The following is a 24,532-nucleotide window of genomic DNA, read 5'->3' on the forward strand; positions in this document are numbered from 1 at the left end:
AGCGGTTCAAGCCGAGATGGTGCTCACCCCGTTCAGCAGGGCGCGGATCTGCTCCGGATCGGCCGGCCGGCCGAACAGGTAGCCCTGGCCGTGGTCGATGCCGAGGCGGCGCAGGGTCGCCCACTGGGCATCGGTCTCGATGCCCTCGGCCACCGTCTGCATCTTGAGCGCCTGCCCGAGACCGGCCACGGCGTCGACCAGGGCCACGTCGTCGGCGTCGGTGTCGACGTCGTCCACGAACGTCTTGTCGATCTTGATGACGTCGACCGGGAGCTGTTTGAGGTAGCTGAGCGACGAGTAGCCGGTGCCGAAGTCGTCGATGGCCAGCCGGACGCCGAGCCCGCGCAACGCGTGCAGGGTGCGCTTGGCCGTCTCGATGTCCTCCATCAGCATCGACTCGGTGATCTCGAGGGTCAGCGCGGCGGCGTCGAGGCCGGCGTCGTGCAGGGCGCCGGCGACGTCGTCGACCAGACCGGCGTACTGGAACTGACGGGCTGAGAGGTTGACGTTGATCTTGAGCGTGGCCGCGGCGGGTGACTCGGCGCGCCAGCGGGCGAGCTGGGCGCAGGCCTCCCGCAGCACCCACCGGCCGAGCGGGACGATCAGGCCGTTGGCCTCGGCCGCGGCGATGAAGTGGTAGGGGCCGAGCAGGCCGTCGCGCGGGTGGTTCCAGCGGACCAATGCTTCGACCGAGGTGACACTCTGGGTCTGCATGTCGACGACGGGCTGGTAGAGCACGGCGAACTCTTCGCGCTCCAGCGCCTGCTCGAGGTCGATGCGCAGCTGAGCTTCCTCGAGCACCGACATCGTCATGGTCGGGTCGAACACCGCGTACCCGTTGCGACCGGCCCGCTTGGCCGCGTACATCGCCAGGTCGGCGTTGCCGAGCAGCTGGTCACCCTGGTGGTCGCCGGCCGCGGCGGTCGCGATGCCGATGCTGAGCGAGCAGGTGACGTCCCGGCTGCCCAGGCGGATCGGCTCGCGGATGGTGCGGACCAGGCGTTCGGCCAGCGCGGCGGCGTCACCGGGCTCGAGGTCGCGCATCAGGATGGCGAACTCGTCGCCGCCGAGACGGGCCAGCACGTCGGACGGGCGGACGTGCCGGCGCAGCCGCCCGGCGATCGTGGTCAGCAACTCGTCGCCGGCGCTGTGCCCCAGGTTGTCGTTGACCAGCTTGAAGTCGTCGAGGTCGAGCAGCAGCACGGTGACCGGCCGGTCGTCGTCGGCGCCGGCCACGGCCTCGGCCAGGCGCTGCCGGAACAGGGCGCGGTTGGGCATCCCGGTCAGCGAGTCGGTGAACGCCTGGACGTGCAGCTTGTCCTCCAGCACGCGGCGGGCGCCGATGTCGCGCAGGCTGATCACAGCGGCCTCGATGTCGGGAGCGGCGACCCAGTTCGTCGCCAGCACGTCGACGTAGACCCAGCGACCGTCGGCCGCCTGCAGCTGGGACTCGGACCGCAGGCTCTGCCCGAGCGGGAGCGCCATCAGGTCGTCGAGGAACTTCTGGGCCGGGACGACGCGTTCGGCCGGCATCAGGTCGCTGAAGTTCCGGCCGACCAGCCGCTGCTTCGGCACCCCGAGCATGTGGGTGATCGACTCGGTGGCGTACACGACCATGCCGTCCGGCCCGATGGCGATCACCGCGTCGGCCGAGGCGGCGAGCAGGGTCTCGGCCCGCTGCTCGGCGACCCGGCGCCGGTTGTCCAGGGCCCGGCGGCTCTTGGCGTACAGCGCGGTCAGGCCGACGACGCAGCCCATCATCGCGACCAGCACCAGCGTGGTGCCGGCATTGGCGCCGGCCCGGTACGGCAGCAGCAGGGCGTACCCGCCGACCGACATCACGCCGAGCGTTATGACGAAGCGGGGTGACCAGAGCGCGGCCGCGGTGATCAGCAGCAGCACGACGGCCGGCACGTAGAGCATCCAGCCGTCCGGGTCGACGAACCCGAACAGCAGCATCACCGGCATCTCGCCGAGCCACCAGGCCGTCAGCCACCAGCGGGTCCGCTCCTGGCGGACCAGGCGGGCCCAGGGCAGCGGGAAGATCGCCACCTGAGCGGCCACGGCCAGGAGCACCGGCAGCAGCCACCAGCGGTCGGCGCCCTCCCACTCCAGGGCTATCCGGACGCCACCGATCGCGGTGACCACGGCCGCCATCGCCGCACCGATGCGCAGCTGGCGCGCCCAGTACTCGGCGGTGTGATCGTCCATCTCGACTGACTGCACGGGCGCACCGATCGGCCCGGTCGGCTTCGTCTTTAGTCTTTCGCGCCGGACCGAGGGACCCATGACAAATGTCAGTGGATGAGTGAGTGCTCGCTCAGTAGAGTGGCCGCGTGGAGAACAAGCGACGGCGGGTGCCCGCGCTCGCACCCGAGGAACGCCGCGCGGCCCTGATCGACGCGACCATCCCGCTGCTGCACGAGCACGGGGTGGACGTCAGCACCCGGCAGATCGCCCAGGCCGCCGGCGTGGCCGAGGGCACGATCTTCGGCGTCTTCGAGACGAAGTCGTCGCTGGTCGTGTGCTCGGTGATCAAGGCGCTCGACCCCGAGGAGACGGTGGCCGCGCTCACCGCGATCGACCGGTCCCGGCCGTTGCGCGAGCGGCTGGCCACGGCGGCCGAGCTGATCCACGCCCGGTTCCGCGAGAACGCGCAGCTCATGACGGCCGCCCGCAAGCTCGTCATCACCGGCGAGCTGCCCAGACAGATGATCGCCAACCGCGAGATCCTGCACGCCGCGCTGACCGAGGTGATCACGGAAGGCGCTGATCAACTGCGTCGCCCACCGGCGGCGGTGGCCTCGCTGCTGCTGCTGTTCTGCGGCGCCAACACGTACGGGCCGTTCGGCGACCCGGACAACTTCAGCGGCGAGGAGACGGTCTCCCTGCTGCTCGACGGACTGCTCCGACGGGGGACCCAGTAGTGCTCATCAAACTGCTCAGAATCTACTTACGCCCGTACCGGCGGGAGATCACGCTCGTCGTGCTCTTCCAGTTCCTGCAGACGCTGGCCACGCTCTACCTGCCCACGCTGTTCGCCGACATCATCGACAACGGCGTGGTCAAGGGCGACACCGGCTACGTCATGCAGATCGGCGGGTGGATGCTGGCCATCACCCTGGCCAGCATCGCGGCCCAGGTCGTGGCCGTTTACTTCGGCGCCCGTACGGCCATGGCCGTGGGCCGCGACGTCCGGGGCTCGATCTTCGGGCAGGTGCAGAAGTTCTCGGCCCGCGAGGTGGGCCAGTTCGGCGCCCCGTCGCTGATCACGCGCACCACCAACGACGTCCAGCAGGTGCAGATGCTGGTGCTGATGACCTTCACGCTGATGGTCTCGGCCCCGATCATGTGCGTCGGCGGCATCGTGCTGGCCCTGCGGCAAGACGTTCCGCTGTCCGGCCTGTTGCTGATCATCGTGCCGGTGCTGGTGGCCACGGTGGCCGCGATCATCGTGCGGATGCGGCCGCTGTTCCGCACGATGCAGGTGCGCATCGACCGGGTCAACCAGGTGATGCGCGAGCAGATCACCGGCATCCGGGTGATCCGCGCCTTCGTCCGCGACGAGCGGGAGCAGGAGCGCTACCGCCGTTCCAACGACGAGCTGACCGACGTGTCGCTCAAGGTCGGCAAGCTGATGGCGCTCATGTTCCCGACGGTCATGCTGATCGTGAACCTGTCCAGCGTGGCCGTGATCTGGTTCGGCGGTCACCGGATCGACTCGGGCGCGATGCAGATCGGCGCGCTGACCGCGTTCCTCAGCTACCTGATGCAGATCCTCATGTCGATCATGATGGCGACCTTCATGTTCGTGATGATCCCGCGGGCCGAGGTCTGCGCCGAGCGGATCGATGAGGTGCTGAGCACCGAGTCGAGCGTCGTCACGGCGAAGCAGCCGGTCACCACGGTCACCGAGCACGGCCGGCTCGACCTGCGCGACGTCGGCTTCCACTACCCCGGGGCCGAGGCTCCCGTGCTCAGCGGCATCGACGTGACCGCCCGGCCGGGCCAGGTCACGGCGATCATCGGCAGCACCGGCAGCGGCAAGACGACCCTGCTCAACCTGGTGCCACGGTTGTTCGACGCCACCGCCGGGCAGGTGCTGGTCGACGGCGTCGACGTGCGCGACCTCGACCCCGGCCTGCTGTCGCGGCTGGTCGGGTTCGTGCCCCAGCGTCCGTACCTGTTCTCGGGCACGGTCGGTTCCAATCTGCGGTACGGCAATCCGGACGCGACCGACGAGCAGCTGTGGTCCGCGCTCGAGATCGCCCAGGCCCGGGACTTCGTGGAACGGATGGAGGGCGGGCTGGACGCCCCGATCGCCCAGGGCGGCACCAACGTGTCGGGCGGTCAGCGGCAACGGCTGGCCATCGCCCGGGCCCTGGTCCACCGGCCCGAGATCTACTTGTTCGACGACTCGTTCTCGGCGCTCGACTACGCCACCGACGCCGCGCTGCGCTCGGCCCTCACCGAGAGCATCGCCGACGCCACCGTGGTGATCGTGGCCCAGCGGGTGAGCACCATCCGCGACGCCGACCGGATCGTGGTGCTCGACGACGGCCGGGTGGCCGGCACCGGCACCCACGCCGAGCTCATGTCCGGCAACGAGACCTATCGCGAGATCGTGCTCTCCCAGCTCACCGCGCAGGAGGCGGCCGCATGACCCGTCCCATGGGAGGTCCCCCGGCCGTCCGCGCCATGGCCGGCCCGATGCCCACCGAGAAACTGCAGGACTTCAAGGGCTCGACCAAGCGGCTGCTCGGGCTGCTCAAGCCGCAGCGGGTGCTGGTCGGCTTCGTGCTGCTGGCCGGCGCGGTCAGCGTGGCCCTGTCGGTGATCGGGCCCTACCTGCTCGGTCACGCCACCGACGTGATCTTCCAGGGGGTCGTCGGCCGCATGGTCGACGGCGGCGTGACCAAGGCCGAGGCCGTCGCCGCCCTGCGCGCCCGCGGCGAGAACACGCAGGCCGACCTGCTGTCCGCGGTTGACTTCACGCCCGGTCAGGGCATCGACTTCGACCGGCTGGCCCAGGTGCTCATGTGGGTCGCGATCGTCTACGTCTTCGCCTGGCTGTTCGGCGTGCTGCAGGGCCGCATCACGGCGACGGTCGTGCAGACCGCGGTCTACCGATTGCGCGAAGAGGTCGAGGCCAAGCTGTCGCGGCTGCCGCTGTCGTACTTCGACCAGCAGCCGCGGGGCGAGGTGCTCAGCCGGGCCACCAACGACACCGACAACATCGCCCAGACCCTGCAGCAGACGTTCGCCCAGCTCGTCACGTCGCTGCTGATGATCGTCGGGGTGCTCGGCGCGATGTTCTGGATCTCGCCCCTGCTGGCCCTGATCGCGCTGATCACCGTGCCGGTCTCGTTCCTGGTGACGATGGCCGTGGGCAAGCGCTCACAGCCCAACTTCGTCGCCCAGTGGGCCACCACGGGCCGGCTCAACGGCCACATCGAGGAGATGTTCACCGGGCACTCGCTGGTCAAGGTGTTCGGCCGGCAGGACGAGGCGTCCCGGGTCTTCGCCGAGCACAACGACAAGCTCTACGCGTCGTCGTTCCGGGCCCAGTTCATCAGCGGTCTCATCCAGCCCGCCATGATGTTCATCAGCAACCTCAACTACGTGCTGGTGGCCGTGGTCGGTGGCCTGCGGGTGGCCTCGGGGTCGCTGTCGCTGGGCGAGGTGCAGGCGTTCATCCAGTACTCGCGGCAGTTCAGCCAGCCACTGACCCAGGTCGCCTCGATGGCCAACCTGATCCAGAGCGGCGTGGCCTCCGCCGAGCGGGTGTTCGCCCTGCTCGACGCGCCCGAGCAGTCCCCCTCGGTGCCGCCTGTCGATCTCGGTCGGGTCCGCGGCGAGATCACCTTCGAGGACGTCTCGTTCCGATACCTGCCCGACAAGCCGCTGATCGAACACCTGTCGCTCGACGTCGCGCCGGGCCAGACCGTGGCGATCGTCGGGCCGACCGGGGCCGGCAAGACCACCCTGGTCAACCTGTTGATGCGGTTCTACGACGTGGACTCCGGGCGGATCCGGCTGGACGGGGTCGACATCGCGACCATGCCACGGGAACAGCTGCGCGAAGAGATCGGGATGGTGCTGCAGGACACCTGGCTGTTCGGCGGCACGATCGCCGAGAACATCGCGTACGGGGCTGACTCGTTCGACATGGCGGCCGTGGTCGCGGCGGCTGAGGCGGCGCACGTCGACGCCTTCTGCAAGACGCTGCCCGACGGCTACGACACGGTGATCGACGAGGAGGGCTCGAACGTCAGCGCCGGCCAGAAGCAGCTGATCACCATTGCGAGGGCCTTCCTGGCCGAACCCAGCATCCTGATCCTGGACGAGGCCACGAGCTCGGTCGACACCCGCACCGAGGTGCTGATCCAGCGGGCCATGGCAACGCTGCGCGAGGGCCGCACCTCGTTCGTGATCGCCCACCGCCTGTCCACGATCCGCGACGCCGACGTGATCCTGGTGATGGAACACGGGCAGATCGTCGAACAGGGCACGCACGACTCCCTGATCGCGGCGGGCGGGGCGTACGCGGCGCTGTACTCGGCCCAGTTCGCCCAGGCCGTGGCCGAAGTGGACTGACCCTCTGTCCCGACATGGAAACGGGGGCGGCCAGCTGGCCGCCCCCGTTCTCAATGCTCTTGCTTACTTGATGACGGGACGGACGATGTCCGACCAGCCACCGTTGATGCCCCAGTCCTCGGCACCGTCAACCCAGGCGCGGAGCGCCACGGTGCCCGAGGGCACAACCGTCGTGGCGGTGTACGCACCGTTGACATTGGCCTTGCTCACCAGGATGTTGGTCCAGGTGTTGGGACCGGTCCAGCGCTGAACGACGACCTTGCGGCCGGACGCATTCGGGTTGGTCTTGACGACGACCGAGACGCGGCCCTTCGAGGGCGAGGTGGCGGTGAGCGAAGCCCACTGGTTCACCCAGACCGTCTTCTCGACCGAGTTGACCTCCTGGGACTGCGTGACGAACCGCATGCCCTGGCTGATCGACCGCGAGAAGGAGTACATGCCCATCGCACTGGCCTTGGTGTTCGCGATCCACTTCAGCTCGCCACCGGAGACCGGGGCGCCCCACAGCTCGACCGCAGCGTTGGCCGCGACCTTACCGGTGATCGAGACCGGGCCCGTGCCGTTGACCGACATCGGAGCGTTGATCGTGGGCTTCGGGGCCTCACCGGGCTCGCCCGGCTCGGAACCGTCGTTGGCGGCGATCGTGATGACGCCGTCGGTCACGGTACCCACGTTGCCCAGGCCCACGCCGGTGCCGAGGATCGTCTCGGCCGGCTCAGGCAGCTTGTCGGCGTTGATCCAGATGCTCTGGACCGGCATGACCGTACCTGGGACGGTGCCCGCGGGGATGGTGATGACCTTGGCACCCGGGTTCTCGAAGTCGGCGGCGTCGGCCGCGCGGCTGCCCTTGACCGAGGCGCCGGCGAAGGAGACGGTCAGCGTGGTGCTGGTCGAGGAGCTGCCGGTCACCGTGCCGGTGACCTCAACCTTCTCGCCCTCCTTGGCCATGACGCTGTTGATCTCCAGGTCCGGCGCACCGTCGTCGTTGAGCAGCGTCACCGTGGCCGGGTCGGCCGCCGGCGCGGTCAGCCAGTCGGCGCCGGCCGTGGTCGCGCCCGGCGTAGCGGTCAGGTCGACCGTCTCGTCGGCCTCGTACATGTGATCGCCGTTGACGAGCACAACCGCGTAGCCGTTGCTCATCTCGGGAGCGATCGTCACCGAGGTGTTGAGCAGGTTGTAGTCGTTGTCGCCGATCGTCGTGCCGATCGTGCTCTTCGCCGTGCCCGTGCCGGCGTCGGCGACCGCGAAGGTGATCGGGTGGTCGCTCGAGCCGGTGAGCTTGATCGGCGCGAGCACGGCGCTCGCGTCCGTACCCTCCTTGACCTTCACGTCGTCGAAGGTCGCGGTCGGCATGGCGTCGTCGTCGGCGATGGTGATCACCGCCGTCGCACTGTTGCCGAGGCTGGCCGTCACATCACCCACGACAGCGGACGGGACGATCTGGAACTTCTCGCCCTCGCCGGCCGCGTTGGTGCGCGGAACCGGGCCCTCGTCGATCGTGTCGCCGATGATGTCGACGGTGACGGTCTTGGTGGTCGTGCCCGGCTCGAAGCTGAGCCGACCGTTGGCGGCAACGTAGTCCTTGCCCGCCACGGCGTCGCCGTAGGTCGCACCGGTGGGGTTGGTCTTCCAGTCCACCTGGACGGTCTTGCCGGACTTGGCGCTCAGCGTCGCGGTGAACGTGTGCGTCTTCTTGCCCGAGTTGCCCTCGACGACGGAGGTCGGCGTGAACGTTACGGTCGGCGCGTTGTCACTGTCGGTAATCGTGCTGGTCACCTTGGTGACGGCCCCGAGAACGGCGTTCGTCGGACTGGCCAGCTCGATCGTGTAGTCCTCGTCGAGCTCGTCGGTCTGGTCGGCGATCGTCGGAATAGTGATCGCCGCCGTCGTCGAGCCGGCCGGGATGGTCACGGTGCGGTTGGCCGGGTAGGTGAAATCGTCACCCGGGGTGGCCTTCCAGTGGCCCGAGACCGGGACGGTCTCGACCGCGTTCCACTGCACGGTGATCGGCAGCTCCGACACGGTGTCGGTGGTGACCGTGAAGGTGGCGTTCTGCCCCTCGGTCGTGGCGCCGCCGCTCGACAGGGTCAGCTTCGGCGTGCTCTGCGCGTCGGTGATGTTCACCGTCGTCGTGGCGGCCGTCGGCGACACGTTGGTCGCCGTGCCGCTGACCGTGAACGACTCCGTGTCGAGCTGGTCCTTCTTGTTGTCGTTGGTGATCAGGATCTCGGCCGTGCCGGTCAGCGAGCCCGCGGCGATCGTGACCGTCTGGTTGGTCAGAGCGGTGTAGTCGGCGCCCGCGATCGCGGTGCCGTTCGCCGTGTTCAGCGTGACGACCGAGTCGAGACCCGAGATGGCGCTGAGCTTCGCGGTGACCGTGGCTTTGGCGTTGACCGCCTCGACAACCGGGTTCGGCGCGGCGGTCAGCGTGTATGACGGCGCCGTGTCGTTGTCGTTGATCGTCGCCGTGGCCTCGGTCCAGTCCGTACCGTTGGCGTTCGTAGCCCGGAGCACGAACGTCTCGTTGGCCTCGTACAGCGAGTCATCTGTGGTCGCGATGGTGATCGTCTGCGGGGCCGTAGTGCTGAACACAGCAGTCTGCTGCTGCACTGTGAGCGCGGTGTAGTCGGTGCCGGCGACGGCACCATTGGGACTGCCGGCGATCGTCGAGATCGTCCAGGTGCCCGGAACGGTCGGGGTCAACGTGAAAGTGACGTTCGCCCCTTCGGCCGCCGCAGCAGAAGCGCTGACAGCCATGGTGGCATCTGGAGCAGCGGAGGCCGGCGACGCCACGTAGGCGACCGGCACGAGGCCGATGGCGCCCGCGACGGCGGTCGCCAGGACCGTCCGCGCGGACTTGGAGCCACGCAGGGCGAACGGAACCGAGCCGCTCGAGTCTGCATGGGCTTTGGGATAGCGCATGTCTTTCGTTCTCCTTCGGCGGCTGGGCTGCCTCCGTCGGGAGGCCCCTGGCTTTGCGTCTCCGCCTCGCGGCGGGTTTGCCTGTTCGGGTACCGCACCGATGGGCGGGGCTCTAAAAGCCGGTTCGGACCGGCCCGAGCAGCGAAAACCGAGAAAGATCCGGCTTATCGCCTTCCGTAATCTAACCGGCACATCACCGCGTTAGCGGCGGAACGCTTTTTTCGGCTCAAATCGGCCTTACCGCTCAAGGCCACCCGAGCGAGCGACCACCGGAGACTGCATCCAGCGCCAGAAGAGTGACCACGAGGCGCGTTGATCGTGTAGGGGTTACTCCACCCAAACCCCCACCCACCCGGGGCGGGACGACCCTACGATTTTTTGCGCCCTTATGGCGGTTATCCACAGGCCGGCAGCGGGTGCCTTGTCCACAGGCAGTCCCCTCGCCCACGCCCGACGCCGCCGCGGCACCGGGCAGGCTAAGGCTGGGCGGTACGGCGACGGCGGAGAGCCGCCCTCAGCAGCCACGGAGACAGGCCCACCGCCAGGAAGAACGTCAGCAGGGGCAGCTGCCACCAGATCGACAGGACTCGGGGCGGCGGTGGAACCGGCGTGGCCACCCACGGGTGGGCGGATTTCGACCAGGCCAGGAAGGCGTCGCCGATGGGGGCCGCGCCGAACGCGTACCTCTTGCTCCACGGGGTGTGGACGGGCAGGCCGGCCACCTCGCCGAAGCGGGCCAGCCCGTCGGCCAGGGACTCGTCGCCGTGGACGTTGGCTGCCCCGATGGTTACCACCGTGGCCGACAGGCTGACGCCCAGTACCAGCGGGCCCGAGTCGACGTTTGACGGGCCGGAAACGCCGACCGGGTATTCGCGGACGGTCGGGCCCAGGCCGAGCGGGGCGGCCAGGAACCACGTACGGAAGCGGGTGTACTGCTGGCGGGCGAAGTCGGGGTCGATCTCGGGCAGGAACCGGTTGATGATGCTCTGCGAGGTGCCCTGCGCGCCCGAGGTCGGCTCGCCGGTTTCGACGTCGGCCGTGTGCGGCATCAGCTGGGTCGCCGGGTCGAGCCGGGCCTGCACGTTGGCCAGCCAGCGGATCACCGTGACGTCGTACGCGGGGGTGCGCAGTTTGTCGTGCAGCCGCAGCGAGGCGATCGCCACCGTGGAGTCGACCGGCCAGGCCTGCCCGGGGTACGAGGCCAGGAACGGCGTCGCCGACGCGTCGAAGGCGGCGGCGATCGCGGCCGAGTCCTCGTCGAAGGCTCGCACCTGGGCCGTGTCGCGGGCAGCCTCGGGCACGCGGGACAGGATGCCACCGCGCAGCCAGTTGACCCAGCCGCGATAGAAGACGCCGTTGGGCAGGGGCATCTCGCCCGTGAACGGCGCCCGCCCGGCGTCCGATTCGAGCCGGCTCAGCGCCCACCGCGCGTCGTCGAGGCGGCCCGCATCGACCGAGGCGAGACCGTACAGCGCGTACGAGAAGAAGTAGCCCTCGGGGAAGAGCTGTTGCGCGTCCTCGGCCGACCCGGATTCGAGCTCGGCCCGCAGAAAGGCCAATTGCTTCCGTACGCCGTGATCGCCGTCGGCCGGGGCCGTGAGCCGGACCACGGCGAGAGCGGCGGCGGCACTCACCAGCACCGCCAGGATCAGCCGCAGCACTCTCACCGGACGAAGCTTAGACAGCGACGCAAACGGGGAGTTTTATCCACTTACGTGTCGCGCTGATCATCGGTGGCGGCGTGACCGACCAGACCGGTCTGTTCTTCACGATGAACCGGGCGCTCGGCCTGCGCTGACCCGGGTCAGCTTCAAGGCCAGGGCCGGGCACCGGTCCACGGCCTGACGTGCCGCCGGCTCCAACGCCGGTGGCACGCTCATCTCCCCGCGTGGCGCCGGGTAGCCCCACTCGTCCTCGACCAGCAGTTCGGGCAGCAGTTCGGCGCAGAGCCCCCGCCCGTCACAAGCCGTCCAGTCGACATGCAGCCGGTTCATCGCTGTCCCTCCTCGGCCAGGCAGCGACCCGCCAGGTGGGCGGCGACGTCCGCCTCGAAAGCGCGCAGGGCGCTGAGGACGAGCCGGGCGGTGCCGTCGGGATGGCGGCAGGCGCCCCGGCCGGTGACCAGCCGGGCCAGCCGGTCGACCTCGGCCGGCAGTCCGGGACGGGCGCGGCGGTGGGCCAGATCGCTGAGCGTGCTCGCGAGCCGGGGCAGGCCGTTGACGCAGGGCCCGCACTGACCGGCGACCTGATCGGCCAGACAGCCCGCGATCCGGGCCGTCTCCAGCAGACCGCACGCGGTCCGCGGCAGCGCGACGATCACACCGGCGCCCGGGCTTATCCCGTACGGGGTGAGAGCGGCCCGGCTCACCGGGAGCGCGGCGTCAGCCGGCACCCAGCCGCCGTGATACCCGCCCACGAGCACGGACCTCAGGGGCGCGGTGGCACCACCGGCGGCCGCGACGAGATCGCCCAGCGCCACGCCGTATCCGGCCTCGACCACGCCCGGTGCGGCGACAGCCCCGCTGACCGTGGCCAGGAAGGTCCCGGGCTCGTCGGGTGTGCCCGCCGCGCGGAACCACCCCGGCCCGTAGCGGGCGATCATCGCGAGGTGGGCCAGGGTCTCGACGTTCTGCACCAGCATGGGGGCGCCGCCCGGCCCGGACTCGGTGATCCGCACCAGCTTGTCGGCGGGGACCGCGGCTCGGCCGGCCACGGCGGCCGCGGCCGCCGACTCCTCCCCCGCCACGAACGCGTCCGGCGCCGCGACCAGCCGCACCGGCACCCGGTCCAGACCCGCCCCGCGCCGGGCGTCTATCAACTCCCGCAGCGCCCGGTGCGCACCAAGGGGTGCATAAAGGACAGCGCTTCGGGTCCCCGACGCCGCGAGCTGCAGACCGTCCAGAACCAGATTCGGTGCGTACGTCAGCAGGGCCCGATCCTTCCCGCTGGCCGGCTCGCCCTCGGCTCCGTTGCCGATGACGACGGCCGGCCGACCGGCTGCGGCCACCGCGCTGAGCTTGCGCCACAACGGAAAGCCGGCCCCGCCGCGCCCGGTGAGCCCGGCGTCGCGCGCCATCCCGATCACCTGGCTGGTGTCGAACGCGGGCAACCGCCCGTGCTGCGCCAGGTGGCTGTCCAGCCGCCCGTCGTTGCTGCCGGCCAGCAGCCGCAACTGCACGCGGCTCCCCGGCGGCGCCTCCACAGTGCTCGTCATCGTGCCTCCTCAGGAAGACCGGGCCGCGCCGCCACTTGGGCGGACGCGGTGGGCGTGCGGGCCGGCGCAGTTGGCGGGGTGGACGTGCGGGCCGGCGCCGTTGACGGGGTGGACGTGCGGGCCGGCGCCGTTGACGGGGTGGACGTGCGGGCCGGCGCCGTTGGTGCGGTGGACGTGCGGGCCGGTGGGGATGGGGTGGGGAGCAGGCGTGGGTTGACCCGGCGCAGGGCGCGGTGGGGGAAGCGGCCGAACGTAGGCGTCAGACGCCAGACGACGGCGGCCAGAACGGTGGCGGCGCAGACGGCCGAGATCGACCAGAGCCAGACCGTGCCGTTGTCCGAGCCGGTGCCCAGGCCGTGCATCAGGGCGATCGGCCAGCTCAGATAGGCCAGCCAGTGCACGATGCGCCAGGTGCGCACGCCGAGCCGGTGCCGCAGCAGGCTCGTGACGACGATCGCCACGATCACGTCGAAGGCCAGCGTGCCCAGGCCCTGCCAGAACGGCCGGTAGTTGCCCACGAACGGCAGCACCAGGTCGAAGACGCGTAGCTGGGCGTACGGGTCGAACAGAAGACTGACCATGTGCCCGGCCAGGAACACCACGGCGAGCAGGGCGGCGTTGCGGTGCAGCAGGTTCACGGCGAAGGCCGGTAATCCGAAGGCGGTGCGGCCGCTGCGGGCGCCGATGCCCAGCGCGACCACCACCGTGAGCAGGATCAGCGAGATCACACCGCTGCCCCGAGCGAAGTACCAGAGCGCGTCATCCATGCCGGCCCACCGAGGCCGATGTGGACGTATGTACTTGACGTGTTGACCGAATCAATATGTACGTCAACACATCAACATGTTGATGACTCGCCCGCCCCGTCATGCCGGCCACCCGCCCCGGCGCACAACGTTCAGGGCCGGGGTGACCAAGCGGCTCGGAGCGTTTCCGAGCAGCGCCGGCGCCCGCTGACCACGGACTATCGCGGCCGTGGTCAGGGTGTTGGCGCGCAGGCACGAAGCGGCGGCGACCGAGACGGTACGCCAGACTCGCGAGGCTGAGCGGCCGGTGCGCGGGTCGACGATGTGGTGCAGCAGCTCACCGGGGCGGCCCCACGTGCGGGACACGGTGCTGGAGGTGGCCAGGGCGGCGCCGCCCGGGAGTCGTACTGTGCAGGAAGGGTCTTCCGGGCCGTCCTGCACGAGGACCCGCCAGCCGCCGTCGGGGGCCGGGCCCGCAGTGGCGATGTCGCCGCCCAGCGCGACCAGCACGCCGACGCCCAGCTCGCGGAAAACCCGCGCGGCGGCCCGATCAGCGGCGACCGCCTTGGCCGTGGCGCCCAGATCGAGCAGCACCCCGTCGGGCACGGTCAGCTCACGGCCACGCAGCCGCACCGACCGCCAGTCGGGCGAGTCGAAGACCCGCACGGAGGGCGAGCCGAACACCCGCACGGCCGGCGCGGCCGGACGACCGGTCAAGGCAGCGAAATCGCGGTCGTAGCCGAGGCCGCACATGGCCGCGCCCACGGTCGGGTCGACATCGCCGCTCGTCTCGCGGGCCGCGGTCAGGGCCGCGCCGACCAGCATCGCCAGCAGCGGGCTGACCACGACCGGCCGCCCGGAGCGACAGGCCACGCTCAGCTCGGAGTCCTCCCGGAACCGGCTGCAGGCCTCGTCGACCGCGGCCAGCTCGGCCCGGACCAGCGCCGCCGCTTCGCCCGATTTGTCGGCCACGACGGTGACCACCCGAGCGGTCGTTCCCCACACCTCCCATTGGGCGGTGTCGGCCCCGACCGGCAAGGTCTCGACCAACGGCATCTCAAGAACCCCCCGAAGTCGCCTGGCCACCGCGGCTGCTCCCACTGTCGTCGGACAACGTCGGCCAGTCGTCGGTCGTGGTGGAGGAGGACGACGAGTCCGAGGTGGCGGAGTCGGTGGTCGTAGCGGAGCTTTCGGACGCGTACGCGGCGGCGGCCACGGCTGCCGTACCGGCCGCGCTCGCCACCACCAGCACTCCGGTGAGCAGCGCGGCCCGGCGCCGGCCGGTTTCCCGTCTCATGGTCTGCCTCCGTTCGTCGGTGCCCCCTCATGGGTGACACCTCAGCAACGGTGCGCGTTCCGCCTCGCCCGGACCTATGGGCAGCCTTGGCGGTTCCTGTGAACATTTCCGGCCCCGACGGCATGCCCGAGACCGGTTCCGGCGGCTACTTTCGCTGGGGGGCGATCAATGAGTGAGCAGGTCATCGGGCGTGCGGGCGAGATCGGGCGGTTACGGGCCGAACTCGACCGGCTGCCGCAGCGGGGTGGCTCGCTCGTGCTGCGGGGCGACGCCGGGGTGGGCAAGTCCACGCTGCTCGAGTGGGCCGCCGGCGAGGCCGGGCGACGGCAGCTGCGGACGGTCACCCTCACCGGGGTGCAGGCCGAGTTCGACCTTCCGTACGCCGGTCTGGACCGCCTCGCGGCCGGCCTCCCCGCGTCGGCGGCGACGGCGGCCGACCGGGACGTCGTGCGCGCGGCCCTCGACGGCGACCTGACCCCCGTACGCGTAGCTCTGGCTCTTCTGACCCTGCTGACCGACGCGGCGGAGACGCTGCTGCTGGTCGACGACGCCCAGTGGCTGGACGCCGCGAGCTGGGACGCGCTGACGTTCGTGGCCCGGCGCCTGTCCGGTGACCCCGTCCTGATCCTGCTGACGATGCGCAACGGCGCCGAGACCACCGCCCGGCTGGCCGGCGCGGCCCTGCCCGAGCTGGCCGTGGAGCCGCTGGCCGCCCCCGACGCCGCCGCCCTGCTCGACCAGCGGGCGCCCGCCCTGCGCGCCGATCTGCGGGACCGCATCCTGACCGAGGCCGCCGGCAACCCGCTGGGCCTGGTCGAGCTGGCCTCGCTGGGCGACCGCTCGGGCCGCGTACCGGATGATCTGCCGTTGCCGGCCCGGCTGGAGCGCTCGTTCGCCCTGTCGGTGTCGGCCCTGCCCGAGGCCACGCAGCTCCTGCTGCAGGTGGCCGCGTTCAACGACGGTTCCGACGGGTACGAGACCGTGGCCGCGGCGGCCGATCTGGCCGGCATCACCCTCGACGACCTCACCCCGGCCGTCGCCGCCGGTCTCGTGCAGGTCAGCGAGTTCGGCGCGTTGCGGTTCCGGCACCCGCTGGTCCGGTCGGCCCTGCGCCAGGCCGTGCCGGCCGGTCGGCGCCGCGACATCCACGCCGCGCTGGCTGCCGTCATCCCCCGGGCGCCGGGCGACGAGCGGCGCATCTGGCACCTGGCCGCGGCCACCACCCGCCCCGACGAGCAGGTCGCGGCCGAGCTGGCCGAGGCCGCTCAGCGGGCCCGTCGCCGGGGCACGCTCGGCGCCGCGATCACCGGCCTGGAACGCGCGGCCCAGCTCACGCCCGACCCCGACGTGCAGGCCCACCGGCTCATGTGGGCGTTGACGACGGCCCACGAACTGGGTGACCACGAGACGCTGCACCGGCTGATCGCCCTGCTGTCGGCCCGCCCGCTGCCACCCACGGTCCAGGCCCGGCTGAGCTGGTTCCGCGAGGTGATGCTGGGCAGCGGCTGGTCGGGCGCCGACCGGCTGGGCTCGTTCATCGAGGCGGTCGACCGGGTGCGGCAGGACGGCGACCCGGAGCTGGCGCTGACCGAGCTGGCCATGAACGCGCTGCGCTGCTACTGGTCCAATGCGGACGACGAGACCCGGATGGCCATGGTCGACGCGGTCGAGCGGTTCGACCTGCCGGCCGACAACGCCGAGCGCATCGCCGTGCTGGCCATGGCGGCCCCGCTCGAGCGCGGCCCGGAGGTGATCGCCCCGATCGAGCGGATGTCGCGCCAGCTCGACGGCACGGCCGACCAGCTCGACCTGCTGGCCGTGTCGGCCTCGGGCATCGGCTCGTGGCGCCGGTCGAACATCCTGGGCCGGGCCGCGGCCGATGCCGCGCGGTCCGAGGGGCGACTCGGCCTGCTGACCCAGACGCTGGTCACCGAGTCCGTCGTGGCCGGTCAGCTCGGCGACGTGCGGCTGGCCGAGCGGGCCGGGACCGAGGCGCTCACGCTGGCCCAGGAGACCCGGCAGCCGCGCTGGGAGCTGACGGCGTCGATCGCGCTCGGCTACGCCGCCGCCCTGCGCGGCGACAGCGCCACCGCTCAACAGCGGGCCGACGAGGCCGAGGGGGCCCTGCTGCCCGTCGGCGCCTACCCGATGCTGGCGCTGGTGCAGCTCGTCCGCGGGGTCGACGCCCTCGCGCAGGGCCGGCACGCGACCGCCTTCGAACGCCTGGCCCCGATCTTCGACCCGGGCGACGTGCCGTTCCACCCGGCGATCCGGCTGTGGGCGGTGAGTCACCTGGCCGACGCCGCGGTCGGCTGCGGGCGGGAGGACGACCTGCGGGCGATCGTCGACGGGCTGCCCGACGTCGACCTGCCGCTGCTGCGGATGGGCCGGGCCTACGTGGCCGCGCTGCTGGAGCCGGGTGAGATCGAGGGGGTCATCGACGCCGACTATCCGTTCGAGCGGGCCCGGTTGCAGCACGCGCACGGCTCCTGGCTGCGCCGCCAGCGCCAGGTCAGCGAGTCCCGCGTGCACCTGCGGGCGGCGATCACGGCCCTGACCGCGCTGGGCGTCACGCCGTGGGCCGAGCGGGCCCGGGCCGAGCTGCGGGCGGCCGGCGAGAGCCAACCGGCCCGCGAGGACGCCCGGGACAGGCTGACCCCGCAGGAGCTGCAGATCGCGATGCTGGCCGCCGACGGGTTGACCAATCGCGACATCGGCGAGCGGTTGTTCCTCTCGCACCGCACGATCAGCACGCACCTGTACCGCATCTTCCCGAAGCTGGGCGTCACCTCGCGCACGGAGTTGGTCCGCACGCTCATCAGCCACCCGAGTTAGATCAGGCCGTGCTCCATGGCCGTAGTTACTGCGGCCGTACGGTCGGCGACGTCGAGCTTGTTGAACGTGCGCAGCAGGTGGGTCTTGACCGTGGCTTCCGAGATGAACAGCTCGCGGCCGATGTCGGCGTTGGTGAGCCCCCGCGCGACCAGGCGCAGCACCTCGGTCTCGCGGGCCGAGAGGGCGGGCGGGGCCGGTCGGCGCACCTGGCGGACGAGGGTGGAGGCCACGCTCGGGGCCAGCACCGTCTCGCCGCGGGCGGCCGCGCGCACGGCGTCGGCCAGCTCCTGCGGCGACGCGTCCTTGAGCAGGTAGCCGTTGGCGCCGGCCTCGATGGCCCGCAGGATGTCGCGGTCGGACTCGTACGTGGTCAGCACCAGAACTCGTACGCCCGGGGCCGACGCCACGATCCGCTCGGTGGCCGACACCCCGTCGCCGCCGGGCATGCGCAGGTCCATCAGCACGACATCCGGCTTCAGCTCGACGGCGCGCTCCACGCCCTCGGCGCCCGACGAGGCTTCGCCGACCACGCTCAGGTCGGGCTCGGCGTCGAGCATGCCGCGCAGCCCGTGCCGCACGACCGGGTGGTCGTCGACCAGCAGGATCGTGATCACGCGGGCACCTCCAGCTCGATCGTCGTGCCGGTGTCGGGGTCGCTGCGCACCGTCACGTTCCCGTTCACCTGTTTCGCCCGTTCCCGCATGCCGGCCAGACCGTAGCCGTCGGCCGCGCCGGGGACGAAGCCGCGGCCGTCGTCGCGCACCACCAGGCGTACCGAATCGGGGGTGTAGGCCAGCAGCACCGCTGCCTCGCGTGCTTCGGCATGCCGCCGCACATTGGTCAAGGCCTCCTGGGCCGCCCGCAGCAACACGACCTCGATCGCAGTCGGCAGCGCCCGTTCGTCGCCGGTGACCCGCAGGCCGGCCTCGACCCCGGACTCCTCGGTGAAGCGGGCCGCCTGACGCCGTACGGCCGAAGTGAGTGACCCCGACGTCAGGTCGGCCGGCGCCAGGGCCGCGACCAGGCTACGGGCCTCGGCCAGGTTCTCCCGGGCCGTCCGCACCGCGAGCGCCACGTCCGGTTCGGGCGCCTGCAGCAGCGTGATGATGCTGGTAAAGCCCTGGGCCAGGGTGTCGTGGATCTCGCCCGCGAGCCGGGTCCGCTCGGCCGTCACACCGGCCTCCCGCGAGAGCCGGGCGACCTCGGCCCGGCTGCTCTCCAGCTCCTCGATCAGGCGGTGCCGCTCCTGGCTCTGCTGCACGACGCGGACGATCCAGGTGCCCAGCCAGACGCCGGCCGCGCTCGAGATCAGCGCGATCACGAGGTCGCCCGCGACGGCATGGGGCCGCAGGAACACGTCCGAGACGGGCAGCACGGCGTTCGTCGCCACCACCGCGATCACCGCCGTCCGCAGCGGCACCATCTGGAAGATCAACGGGTTGACCCCGAAGAGCAGCCAGTTCGCGTTGGGCACCAGCGCGACCGCCAGGCCGAACAGCGCCAGCTGGGCCGCCAGCAGACCCGGCCGCGCCTCGTCACGCTCGATCGCCCGCCGCCCGGCCGCGAAGTGCAGCACGAGAATGCCGGCGATCGCCCCCGTCGCGACGAGTCGCGGGTTCAGGCCGGCGGGTTCCGAGGCGAGGATCACGACCGCCACCGCGACCGTGATCACCACCAGATAGACGTCCCACCAGAAGGTGCGGGACAGATCCGACCTCACCGGTCGGGCCGGGTCCACCGGAACGTCACCAGACACAGGACCAATCCGATCACACACCAGGCGCCCAGCACCAAGGCCACGCGGCCCAGCTCCCATTGGCCGGCGGCCTCGTTGATGCGCATGCCGTCGGGCAGGAAAACGTAGCGGAAGCCCTGGGCCATCCATTTGACCGGAAAGATCGCCGCGACATTGATGAGCCACGACGGCAGCTGGGTCACGGGATAGATGAAGACGCCGGAGATGAATTGCAGCGCCACCACGGGCACGTTCAGAATGGCGCCGGCCGTGCGGGCGTGTTTGACGATCGCGCTGACCGCCATGCCCAGCAGCGAACAGGCGGTGATCGACAGCAGGAAGACCCACGCGAAGGTCAGCCAGTGCGAGGCATCGGGCAACGACATGCCGAAGACCACAGCGCCGAGCGCGATGAGAACAATCGTCTCGACCACGCTGAGAACCAGGACCAGAAAGAGCTTTCCCAGTACGTACGAAGTGGCGCTGATAGGCGTGCCGTGCAACCGCTTGAGCGTGCCGTCCTCGCGGTCCATGGCCAATCCCGCGCCCATCGTCACGAAGGCGGTGGCGAGGATCCCGTACGCGATCATGCTGGCCGAGAAGACGTGGCTGGCGCTGACCCCGGGCTGGTCGTACGAGTCCTGGAAAATGGTGCCGAACAGCAGGAGCAGCATGCCCGGGAAAGCGAACGTGAACACGACGGCCGTGCGGTCCCGGAAGAACTGGAGCAGCTCGACGTGGCCGCGGCTGACTCCCCAGGTGAGAGTGCTCATCGGTGAGCTCCGATCAGGGTCAGGTACGTGTCCTCGAGGGTCGGCCGGGTGACCGTCAGCGAGCTCAGGTCGGTGTCGGCCGCGACCAGTTTGCGGATCAACGGGGTCGGATCGGGCACCTGCTCGCTGTGCAGCACGCCGTCCTCGCGCCAGCTCACCGTGGCCCCGGCCGTGGCCCGCCCGCCCAGCCCGGCCGGGGTGCCCTCGGCCACGATCTCCCCGGCCGCCAGCACGGCCAGCCGGTCGGCCAGCGCCTCCGCCTCCTCCAGGTAGTGCGTGGTCAGCAGGATCGTCGTGCCCTCGGCGGCCAGCGTCCGGATCAGGTCCCAGAAGTGTCGGCGCGCCTCCGGGTCGAACCCGGTCGTCGGCTCGTCCAGGAACAGCAGCTCGGGGCGGCCGACGATGCCGAGCGCGACGTCCAACCGGCGCCGCTGGCCGCCGGAGAGCGTACGGATCCGGGACTTGCTCTTGGGGGTGAGCCCGACCAGGTCGATCACCTCGGCATACGGCCGCGGATCGGGATAGAACCCGGCCAGGTGCCGGACCATCTCGGCCACGGTCAGGTCGGCGGCGTCGTCCGTGTTCTGCAGCACGATGCCGATCCGGGCCCGCCAGTCGCCGCCGGCCGTGCCCGGGTCGGCGTCCAGCACCCGCACCTCGCCGCTGTCCCGGCGGCGGTGGCCCTCCAGGATCTCGGTCGTCGTCGTCTTGCCCGCGCCGTTGGGGCCGAGCAGGGCGAACACCTCGCCCCGGGCCACCTCGAGATCGATGCCGCGGACCACCTCGTGGCCCCGGTAGGCCTTGCGCAGGCCTCGCACCTCAATCGCTGTCATGCCATTGATGGTGCTGGTTGAAGGCGGTGTGGCGCGACGACCGTGCGGTCGTCAGTGGTTGTCCACCGAACGGTGGACAGCCCCTACTCCGCCTTTATTCCCAGCGGAACTTCTTCGCCGCGGCGGTGACCAGCACCAGAGCCCACGCGCCGAGGCTGAGCCAGATCGCGGTGGGCACACTTCCGCCGTACGACAGGGTCTCGCGCAACGCCTCGGCGTGGGCGGCCAGCGGCAGGACGAACCACCCGAAGGTCCCCAGGTCGGGCGCGGCGAACATGATCCCGCCGGCCGCCAGCATGAGCACGTAGATCAGGGTGGCCGCGCCCGTCGTCGCCTCGGGCCGCAGCAGGCTGGCCATGAGCAGAGCCAGCCCCGAGTACGCGGCGGTGGCCAGCACGGTGACGCCGAGCGCGGGCAGCACGGCCTCGAAGTGCGGCCGCCAGCCGACCGCCAGCCCGACCGCGGCCAGCGCGATCAGCTGCACGACGATCAGGCCCAGCACCGCCGCGGTCTTGGCGAAGAGCAGGCCGGGACGGGTCAGCGGGGACGCGCCGAGTCGCTTGAGGACGCCGTAGCTGCGCTCGTAGCCGGTCGTGATCGCCTGACCGGTGAAGGCCGTCGACATCACGGTCAGCGCGAGAACACCGGGCACCACGAAGGCCAGGCGGTCGTCGCCGGGCACGTTGGTGACCTCGGTCAGCCCCGCCCCGAGCAACACCAGCAGGGGTACGCCCATGGCCAGTACGACGGCCTCGCCGCGGCGCGCGGTCAACGTCAGTTCCATCCGGATCTGGCTGGCCACCACGCTGCGCATCGGGGCCCGGCCCGGAGCCGGAGCGAAAACGCCGCTCATCGGGACACCTTGGTCTTCTCTCCGGTGGTCAACGCCAGATACACGTCCTCGAGCGTGCGGCGCCGGGTGTTCACGGCGGTGACCTGCGCGTCCTTGGCCGCGAACCAGCCCAGCACGTCCGAGATGACGGCCGCGTCGAGGGCGCCCGCGATGGCGTACTCACCCGGGGTGGTCTCGGTGACCTTGAGATCGGCCAGCCGGCTGTCGGGCACCAGCCCCGGATCGGCCCGCACCTCGAGCAGGTCGATACCGGCGGCCGCGGTCAGCTCGGCCGGCGTGCCGGTGGCGGCCACCACGCCCGACCGCATGATCACGACCTCGTCGGCCAGCCGCTCGGCCTCGTCGAGCAGATGCGTCGTGAGCAGCACCGACACGCCGTCGGCGCGCAGCTCCTCGATCAGGCGCCAGGTGGTGTGGCGGGCCTCGGTGTCCATGCCGGCCGTCGGCTCGTCGAGAAAGACCAGCTCGGGGCGGCCGACCAGGGCCACGGCCAGGGACAGGCGCTGCTGCTCGCCGCCGGACAGGCGACGCCACCGCGTGCGTTCGAACTTGCGCAGGCCGAGCCGGTCGAGCAGCATCTCGACGTCGAGCGGGGCGGCGGCGAAACTGGCGAACAGCCGCAGGATCTCGCCTGCCGTGGCCCACGGATAGACGCCACCCGACTGCAGCATGATTCCCAGGCGAGGCATCAACGCATCGTGGTCACCGACCGGGTCGAGACCCAGCACCCGGGCCGTGCCGCCGTCGGCCCGGCGGAAGCCCTCGCACACCTGCAACAGGCTCGTCTTGCCGGCGCCGTTGTGCCCGAGCAGGGAAAGCACCCGGCCGCGGGGGACGGTCAGTGACACACCGTCGACGGCTGTGGTGTCGCCGTAGCGCACCACCACGTCCCGTACCTCGACCGCGTCCGTCACGGTCAACCACTCTACGTGGCGCTCGATCCCGCCCGTCCCGTTAGGGTGCTCACATGACCGTCGTGGAGATCTACACCGACGGGGCCTGCGCACCCAATCCCGGCCCCGGCGGATGGGGGGCCGTGCTGCGCTACGGCGCCAAGGAAAAGGACCTGTTCGGCGGCACGGCGGCCTCGACGACGAACAACCGCATGGAACTGATGGCGCCGATCCGGGCCCTCGAAACACTCAACCGGGCGCCGCTGACGGTGAAGCTCTACACCGACAGCATTTACGTACGCGACGGCATCACCAAATGGCTGCCGCGCTGGTCGGCCAACGGCTGGCAGACGTCGGCCAAGCAGCCGGTGAAGAACGTCGACCTGTGGCAGCGGCTCGACGAGGCGGTCAAGCGTCACGACGTGCAATGGCACTGGGTGAAAGGGCACGCCGGCCACCCCGAGAACGAGCGCGCGGACCGTTTGGCCGCCCGCGGCCTGCAGGCGGCGGTCGAGTCGGGGGAAATCGTCGGCGGGGCCTGAACAGTCCCGGTCATTCGAACGGGGTACGTCAAAAGGGCCATAGCTCTCGGTCTATCGACTTCGGAAGAATTGGGCGCATGACCGCGCCCGGCGACCTTGTGCTGATCATTCTTCTCGTGGCCGTATTCGTCGCCTCCTGCGGATATGCGGCGGGCCGCATGCACCAGCGCTACCAGCTGAAGCAAGATCGCGAAGCGGCCTACCGCGACGGCTACGAGACCGCCTCCAGCAAGGTCTTCAGCCTGGCGGCGCGGGTGGCGTCCCGTAAACGCCCGGCCCGGGGCGCCGCCGCCGTCCAGCCTGGGTCGGCTGCGGGCGGCGCTGCATCACCCGGTTCCTCCGGCGCCGGCCTTCCCGGTTCGGGGCGGGTGCGGCCGGGCGCAAGTCCTTCGGGCGCGGCCGCACCCGGCCCGGGGCGGGCGGGATCGGACCTTCCCGGTTCGAGCCTGGCCGGCGCGGGGTCGCCCGGCGCGGGCGTCGATGCCGGGAAGCCGTTCGACCTGAGCCGCGAAGGCGGTGCGGTGACGTCGGCGGCGACCGGCGTCGGTGCGCCCGGCCCTGCCGGTTCGATGGCACATTCCGCCCACAGCGCCGATCCGGGCCGCGCCTTCCGCCACCAGGGCGTCCCCGGGCCCGAGCTGATCATTCCTCGCCGCCGCCGATCAGCCTCGGACGACCTGGTGGAAGAGGCAAACGGACTCGGCTTCCCGGCTCCGCCACCGCCCCCGCGCAACACCGTGGCCGAACCGGCCGCACTCGGCGGCGTCAACTACCAGCTGTTCCGGGACCCCCGCCCGGCCGACGGTTCCGCTCCCGTACTGGGCCGCCGAGACACCCCCGCCGACGCCTCCATGACAGCCGGCGGCAAACACACCTGCCCCACCGACCGTTCATCCGAAGCCGGCGGCAAGCACACGGTCCTCGCCGACGCTTCATCCGCGGCCGATGGCAACCACACCGTGCCTACCGATCCGCCCCCCGCGACCAGTGGCAAACACACCGTCACCACCCACGCCTCTTCAGCGGCCGACGGCCTCCACACCAGCACCGCCAACTCCTCATCCGCGGCTGACGGCCTCCACAGCAGCACCGCCAACTCCTCATCCGCGGCGGGCGGCCGGCACACCGTGCCTGACGAGCTGGTGCAGGCCGCGACCTATCGCCTTCCGCCCGACCGGGTCTTCCGGGCCAAGGTCCCCAACAGCACTCCCCTGCCCGAGCAGACGACAACTCACCTGTCGGTCCCCAAGCCCCGCCGCCGGGCCGACGACAATGTCGTACCCCCGTCGTAG

General features: G+C 71.0%; 20 protein-coding genes and 1 riboswitch. Of the genes, 6 read left to right on the forward strand and 14 right to left on the reverse strand.

The annotated features are described in order from the left end of the window. Window positions 1-6: 6 nt before the first annotated feature. Window positions 7-2,226, reverse strand: coding sequence for a putative bifunctional diguanylate cyclase/phosphodiesterase (locus tag M1L60_RS08410; protein ID WP_253236755.1), 2,220 nt, complete (start codon window positions 2,224-2,226; stop codon window positions 7-9). A 110-nt stretch (window positions 2,227-2,336) separates the two neighbouring features. On the opposite strand from M1L60_RS08410, the gene M1L60_RS08415 reads away from it, so the two are divergent. Genes M1L60_RS08415 through M1L60_RS08425 form a run of 3 tightly spaced genes read left to right on the forward strand, consistent with a single transcriptional unit; the run spans window position 2,337 to window position 6,597 of the window. Beyond that, a complete protein-coding gene (locus M1L60_RS08415) occupies window positions 2,337-2,927 on the forward strand; it encodes a TetR/AcrR family transcriptional regulator (RefSeq protein ID WP_253236756.1) in 591 nt (196 codons plus the stop codon). Next, window positions 2,927-4,663, forward strand: coding sequence for an ABC transporter ATP-binding protein (locus M1L60_RS08420; protein WP_253236757.1), 1,737 nt, complete (start codon window positions 2,927-2,929; stop codon window positions 4,661-4,663). Before M1L60_RS08415 ends, M1L60_RS08420 begins: the two co-directional genes overlap by 1 nt. Then, window positions 4,660-6,597 carry an ABC transporter ATP-binding protein gene (locus tag M1L60_RS08425; RefSeq protein ID WP_253236758.1) on the forward strand — a complete coding sequence of 646 codons (1,938 nt, stop codon included), beginning with the start codon at window positions 4,660-4,662 and terminating at the stop codon, window positions 6,595-6,597. The genes M1L60_RS08420 and M1L60_RS08425 overlap by 4 nt, the downstream gene beginning before the upstream one ends. 63 nt (window positions 6,598-6,660) lie before the next feature. Here M1L60_RS08425 and M1L60_RS08430 read toward each other — a convergent pair whose 3' ends face one another. The 7 genes from M1L60_RS08430 to M1L60_RS08460 form a co-directional block, all read right to left on the reverse strand. Then, the gene (locus M1L60_RS08430; protein ID WP_253236759.1) at window positions 6,661-9,519 is read right to left on the reverse strand and encodes a Calx-beta domain-containing protein; all 2,859 of its coding nucleotides are present in this window, start codon (window positions 9,517-9,519) and stop codon (window positions 6,661-6,663) included. A 14-nt stretch (window positions 9,520-9,533) separates the two neighbouring features. Next, a riboswitch (cyclic di-GMP riboswitch) is annotated at window positions 9,534-9,611 on the reverse strand. A gap of 384 nt (window positions 9,612-9,995) precedes the next feature. Beyond that, entirely contained in the window at window positions 9,996-11,186 is a 1,191-nt protein-coding gene (locus M1L60_RS08435) for a hypothetical protein (RefSeq protein WP_253236760.1), read from the reverse strand. A gap of 99 nt (window positions 11,187-11,285) precedes the next feature. After that, window positions 11,286-11,513, reverse strand: a complete 228-nt coding sequence (locus M1L60_RS08440; RefSeq protein WP_253236761.1) for a ferredoxin — start codon at window positions 11,511-11,513, stop codon at window positions 11,286-11,288. Further along, window positions 11,510-12,733, reverse strand: a complete 1,224-nt coding sequence (locus M1L60_RS08445) for an NADH-ubiquinone oxidoreductase-F iron-sulfur binding region domain-containing protein (protein WP_253236762.1) — start codon at window positions 12,731-12,733, stop codon at window positions 11,510-11,512. The genes M1L60_RS08440 and M1L60_RS08445 overlap by 4 nt, the downstream gene beginning before the upstream one ends. After that, window positions 12,730-13,500, reverse strand: a complete 771-nt coding sequence (locus M1L60_RS08450; RefSeq protein WP_253236763.1) for a ferric reductase-like transmembrane domain-containing protein — start codon at window positions 13,498-13,500, stop codon at window positions 12,730-12,732. Before M1L60_RS08450 ends, M1L60_RS08445 begins: the two co-directional genes overlap by 4 nt. Before the next feature lie 99 nt (window positions 13,501-13,599). After that, window positions 13,600-14,535: an FAD:protein FMN transferase gene (locus M1L60_RS08455; RefSeq protein WP_253236764.1), complete on the reverse strand. Its 936-nt coding sequence runs from the start codon at window positions 14,533-14,535 to the stop codon at window positions 13,600-13,602. Between the two features lies 1 nt (window position 14,536). After that, window positions 14,537-14,776, reverse strand: a complete 240-nt coding sequence (locus M1L60_RS08460) for a hypothetical protein (protein ID WP_253236765.1) — start codon at window positions 14,774-14,776, stop codon at window positions 14,537-14,539. 168 nt (window positions 14,777-14,944) lie between these two features. Between M1L60_RS08460 and M1L60_RS08465 the strand changes: the two genes are divergently transcribed. Further along, a complete protein-coding gene (locus M1L60_RS08465) occupies window positions 14,945-17,611 on the forward strand; it encodes a helix-turn-helix transcriptional regulator (RefSeq protein WP_253236766.1) in 2,667 nt (888 codons plus the stop codon). Here M1L60_RS08465 and M1L60_RS08470 read toward each other — a convergent pair. The 6 genes from M1L60_RS08470 to M1L60_RS08495 form a co-directional block, all read right to left on the reverse strand. Next, a complete protein-coding gene (locus M1L60_RS08470) occupies window positions 17,608-18,225 on the reverse strand; it encodes a response regulator (protein WP_253236767.1) in 618 nt (205 codons plus the stop codon). The two genes, M1L60_RS08465 and M1L60_RS08470, sit on opposite strands and share 4 nt — an antisense overlap. Continuing rightward, the gene (locus M1L60_RS08475; RefSeq protein ID WP_253236768.1) at window positions 18,222-19,331 is read right to left on the reverse strand and encodes a sensor histidine kinase; all 1,110 of its coding nucleotides are present in this window, start codon (window positions 19,329-19,331) and stop codon (window positions 18,222-18,224) included. The genes M1L60_RS08470 and M1L60_RS08475 overlap by 4 nt, the downstream gene beginning before the upstream one ends. Beyond that, entirely contained in the window at window positions 19,328-20,119 is a 792-nt protein-coding gene (locus M1L60_RS08480; protein WP_253236769.1) for an ABC transporter permease, read from the reverse strand. Before M1L60_RS08480 ends, M1L60_RS08475 begins: the two co-directional genes overlap by 4 nt. Then, window positions 20,116-20,952, reverse strand: a complete 837-nt coding sequence (locus M1L60_RS08485; RefSeq protein ID WP_253236770.1) for an ABC transporter ATP-binding protein — start codon at window positions 20,950-20,952, stop codon at window positions 20,116-20,118. The genes M1L60_RS08480 and M1L60_RS08485 overlap by 4 nt, the downstream gene beginning before the upstream one ends. 94 nt (window positions 20,953-21,046) lie before the next feature. Continuing rightward, entirely contained in the window at window positions 21,047-21,805 is a 759-nt protein-coding gene (locus M1L60_RS08490) for an ABC transporter permease (protein WP_253236771.1), read from the reverse strand. Further along, on the reverse strand, window positions 21,802-22,719 hold the full coding sequence (locus tag M1L60_RS08495; protein WP_253236772.1) for an ABC transporter ATP-binding protein: 918 nt from the start codon (window positions 22,717-22,719) through the stop codon (window positions 21,802-21,804). Before M1L60_RS08495 ends, M1L60_RS08490 begins: the two co-directional genes overlap by 4 nt. 53 nt (window positions 22,720-22,772) lie before the next feature. Between M1L60_RS08495 and rnhA the strand changes: the two genes are divergently transcribed. Together rnhA and M1L60_RS08505 are read left to right on the forward strand one after the other, a co-directional pair. Continuing rightward, the gene (gene rnhA / locus M1L60_RS08500) at window positions 22,773-23,240 is read left to right on the forward strand and encodes a ribonuclease HI (protein WP_253236773.1); all 468 of its coding nucleotides are present in this window, start codon (window positions 22,773-22,775) and stop codon (window positions 23,238-23,240) included. Window positions 23,241-23,317: 77 nt separating this feature from the next. After that, window positions 23,318-24,532: a hypothetical protein gene (locus tag M1L60_RS08505; RefSeq protein WP_253236774.1), complete on the forward strand. Its 1,215-nt coding sequence runs from the start codon at window positions 23,318-23,320 to the stop codon at window positions 24,530-24,532.

Origin of the sequence: Paractinoplanes aksuensis, assembly GCF_024137025.1 — a bacterium.
Classification (GTDB): domain Bacteria; phylum Actinomycetota; class Actinomycetes; order Mycobacteriales; family Micromonosporaceae; genus Actinoplanes; species Actinoplanes aksuensis.

Excerpts from the sequence above, each read along its gene's own strand:
- M1L60_RS08490 (WP_253236771.1), bottom strand. The coding sequence starts at position 21,805 with ATGAGCGGCGTTTTCGCTCCGGCTCCGGGCCGGGCCCCGATGCGCAGC.
- M1L60_RS08465 (WP_253236766.1), top strand. The coding sequence starts at position 14,945 with ATGAGTGAGCAGGTCATCGGGCGTGCGGGCGAGATCGGGCGGTTACGG.
- M1L60_RS08485 (WP_253236770.1), bottom strand. The coding sequence starts at position 20,952 with ATGACAGCGATTGAGGTGCGAGGCCTGCGCAAGGCCTACCGGGGCCAC.
- M1L60_RS08480 (WP_253236769.1), bottom strand. The coding sequence starts at position 20,119 with ATGAGCACTCTCACCTGGGGAGTCAGCCGCGGCCACGTCGAGCTGCTC.
- M1L60_RS08430 (WP_253236759.1), bottom strand. The coding sequence starts at position 9,519 with ATGCGCTATCCCAAAGCCCATGCAGACTCGAGCGGCTCGGTTCCGTTC.
- M1L60_RS08505 (WP_253236774.1), top strand. The coding sequence starts at position 23,318 with ATGACCGCGCCCGGCGACCTTGTGCTGATCATTCTTCTCGTGGCCGTA.
- M1L60_RS08425 (WP_253236758.1), top strand. The coding sequence starts at position 4,660 with ATGACCCGTCCCATGGGAGGTCCCCCGGCCGTCCGCGCCATGGCCGGC.
- M1L60_RS08440 (WP_253236761.1), bottom strand. The coding sequence starts at position 11,513 with ATGAACCGGCTGCATGTCGACTGGACGGCTTGTGACGGGCGGGGGCTC.
- M1L60_RS08455 (WP_253236764.1), bottom strand. The coding sequence starts at position 14,535 with ATGCCGTTGGTCGAGACCTTGCCGGTCGGGGCCGACACCGCCCAATGG.
- M1L60_RS08460 (WP_253236765.1), bottom strand. The coding sequence starts at position 14,776 with ATGAGACGGGAAACCGGCCGGCGCCGGGCCGCGCTGCTCACCGGAGTG.
- rnhA (WP_253236773.1), top strand. The coding sequence starts at position 22,773 with ATGACCGTCGTGGAGATCTACACCGACGGGGCCTGCGCACCCAATCCC.
- M1L60_RS08445 (WP_253236762.1), bottom strand. The coding sequence starts at position 12,733 with ATGACGAGCACTGTGGAGGCGCCGCCGGGGAGCCGCGTGCAGTTGCGG.
- M1L60_RS08450 (WP_253236763.1), bottom strand. The coding sequence starts at position 13,500 with ATGGATGACGCGCTCTGGTACTTCGCTCGGGGCAGCGGTGTGATCTCG.